This window comes from Streptomyces kebangsaanensis, from assembly GCF_001906585.1.
Taxonomy (GTDB): Bacteria; Actinomycetota; Actinomycetes; order Streptomycetales; family Streptomycetaceae; genus Streptomyces; species Streptomyces kebangsaanensis.
This window is the reverse complement of record NZ_JUJA01000100.1, coordinates 2,070-4,636: the sequence shown is the minus strand read 5'-3', so window position 1 is coordinate 4,636 and position 2,567 is coordinate 2,070. Positions and strand designations below refer to the sequence as shown.

Sequence of the window (2,567 nt, the reverse complement as noted above, 5' to 3'; positions counted from 1 at the left end):
GCGAGCCGCAGCACGCTGGGCAGCAGGTCGGTGCGCAGCCGGTCGCCGGTCCAGACGTCGGGGAAGGTGCGCAGGATCGTCCGCAGCGGCGGCCAGTACACGTTCGTACTGCCGTCGGAGGCCACCCACCACACGGCGGCCAGCACGGCGGGCAGCGCGAGTGCGAGGAACAGCCGCAGCAGCACACTCCTCACACCGCCACCTCCCCGCGCACCGACTGGTGCCAGGCCAGCGCCCGCCGCTCCACCGACCGCGCGCCCACGTTGATCAGCAGCCCCAGCAGTCCGGTCACCACGATCAGCGCGTACATCTCGGGCACCGCCTGCGAGGTCTGCGCCACGGCGATGCGGGCCCCCAACCCGGGCGCCCCGATGACGAGTTCGGCGGTCACGGCGAGGATCAGCGCGACGGCGGCGGCCAGCCGCACCCCGGTCATGACGTACGGCAGCGCGGTGGGCCACAGCACGTGCCGGATCCGCGCCCAGGTGCCCAGGCCGTAGGACCGGGCGGTGTCCTCCGCGATCGGGTCGACGTCCTGGACGCCGTGGATCACCTGGATCAGCACCTGCCAGAAGGAGGCGTACACGACGAGGAGGAGAACGGACCGCAGCTCCGTGCCGTACAGCAGCACGGCGAGCGGGATCAGCGCGACCGAGGGGATGGGGCGCAGGAACTCGATGGTCGACGCCGTGGCCCGGCGCAGATACGGGACGACGGAGACGAGGACCCCGGCCAGGATCCCCGCGCCCACCGCGACGGCCAGTCCCAGCGCCCAGCCGGTGAGCGTGTCGCCGAGCGCCGCCCAGAAAGCCCTGTCGCCGAGTTCACCGGCGAGCGCGTCCGCGATACGGCTGGTCGGCGGGAAGTAGGCCTCCTCGACCAGGCCGAGCCGCGGCACCGCCTCGCCCAGGGCGAGGAAGGCCGCGAGCCCGGCGCCGCCGAGTGCGGCGTGGGAGGCTCTCACGGCAGCAGTGCGTCGAGGTCGGGCGCCTTCTTGAACAGACCGTCCTGTTCGCCGAGTTCCGCCAGTGCCTCGATCGAGGCACGGTTCGGCTCGGCCGGCCACTTCGGGAAGGTCGTCCTCGCCAGCACGTCCGCGGGGATCCTGGTGTACGTGGTGACGATCTGCCGGACCTCGTCCGGGTGGCCGTCCGCGTAGGCGAGGGACTGCGCGGTGGCCTCCCGGAACTTCTCGACCACGTCCGGGTGCTGCTTCTCGTACTGCGCGGAGGTGAAGTACATGGCCACGGTGAGGTTCTCGGCGACGTCCACGAGAGAGGAGGCGATCTCGCGGCCGCCCTGGCTGAGGACCGTGGCGAGGGCGGGCTCGACGACCATCGCCGCGTCGATCCGGCCCTGGTCGAGGGCGGCCGGCATCTGGTCGAAGGCGAGCTCGACCATGTGCACCTCGTCCGGGTCGCCGCCCGCCTTGCGCACGGACTCGCGCACCGCCGTCTCGTTGATGTTCCTCAGCGTGTTGAGGGCGACCTTCTTGCCCTCCAGTTCCTTCGCCGACGTGATCGGGCTGTCCTTCCTCACCACGACGGCACCGAAGTCCTCGCCCTGGACACCGGTGGAGTTGACGCCGTTGACCACCGCCTTGACCGGGACACCGCCGGTCTGGGCGATCATCAACGAGGTCATGTTGGAGAACCCGAACTGGAACTGCCCGCTGACCACACCGGGCACGATCGCCGCGCCGCCCTGCGCGGTGGTCATGGTCAGCTTCAGGCCGTGCTGTTCGTAGAACCCCTTCTTCTGTCCCAGGTAGAGGGGAGCCACGTCGAGAATGGGGATGACGCCCACCTCGACCGTGGTGACCTTGCCGGACGACTCGCTCGCGTTCGGGGCGTCCGACCCACCGGACGAGCCACAGGCCGCCGCGGCGAATAAGAGGGTGCCGGCCGTGAGGCCGGAAAGCAGACGGCGCATCGTTCTCCCTGTGCAGTCGCTGTGCGGACGACGGTGTTGCGACAGGCAGGTGTGCTGAGCGGGACGTTAGGCCCGGCCGTCCGGCGGGGTCAATGCTTTGCCCGACAACATGGTTGAACCCTCACAGATCAAGGACGAGCCGCCGCCCCCGGCACCGGGACACGCAGATCATCATCGTCTCGCCGCTTTCCCGCTCCTCGTCGCTGAGGACCGAGTCCCGGTGGTCCGGAGTGCCTTCGAGGACGTCGGTCTCGCAGGTGCCGCAGGTGCCCTCGGTGCAGGAGTAGAGCACCTCGACGCCGGCGGCGCGCACGGCGTCGAGCACGGAGACGCCCGCGGGGACGGTGAGCGTGCGCCCGCTCTGTACCAGAACCACCTCGAACCCGGTGTCACCACCGGTCGGTTGCTTCGCCACCTGGAACCGCTCGAAACGCAGCACCCCGGCCGGGCACCGCTCCCGCACCGCGTCGAGCAGCGGGCCGGGCCCGCAGCAGTAGACGAGCGTGCCGCCGGGCAGGCCGTCGAGCGCGGAGCCTAGGTCGAGCAGTCCGGTCTCGTCCTGCGGGGCGAACGTGACCCGCTCCTCGTACCGCGTCAACTCCTCGGTGAACGCCATGGAGTTGCGGGTCCGCCCG

The 2,567-nt window shown here is 70.7% G+C and carries 3 protein-coding genes and 1 pseudogene; all 4 read right to left on the bottom strand.

Annotated features, from left to right (window positions below):
- A pseudogene (locus RH94_RS43435) lies at positions 1-194 on the bottom strand (ABC transporter permease); the annotation flags it as partial.
- On the bottom strand, positions 191-964 hold the full coding sequence (locus RH94_RS14965; protein WP_073948093.1) for an ABC transporter permease: 774 nt from the start codon (positions 962-964) through the stop codon (positions 191-193). The gene RH94_RS14965 and the pseudogene RH94_RS43435, both read right to left, overlap by 4 nt.
- On the bottom strand, positions 961-1,932 hold the full coding sequence (locus RH94_RS14960) for an ABC transporter substrate-binding protein (protein ID WP_073948092.1): 972 nt from the start codon (positions 1,930-1,932) through the stop codon (positions 961-963). The genes RH94_RS14965 and RH94_RS14960 overlap by 4 nt, the downstream gene beginning before the upstream one ends.
- 121 nt (positions 1,933-2,053) lie before the next feature.
- Positions 2,054-2,567, bottom strand: a 514-nt coding sequence (locus tag RH94_RS43430) for a flavin reductase family protein (RefSeq protein ID WP_234425783.1), incomplete at its 5' end; no start/stop codon positions are given.

What these genes read in the sequence shown, in the direction of transcription:
- RH94_RS14960 (WP_073948092.1), bottom strand. Translation starts at nt 1,932, where the DNA reads ATGCGCCGTCTGCTTTCCGGCCTCACGGCCGGCACCCTCTTATTCGCC.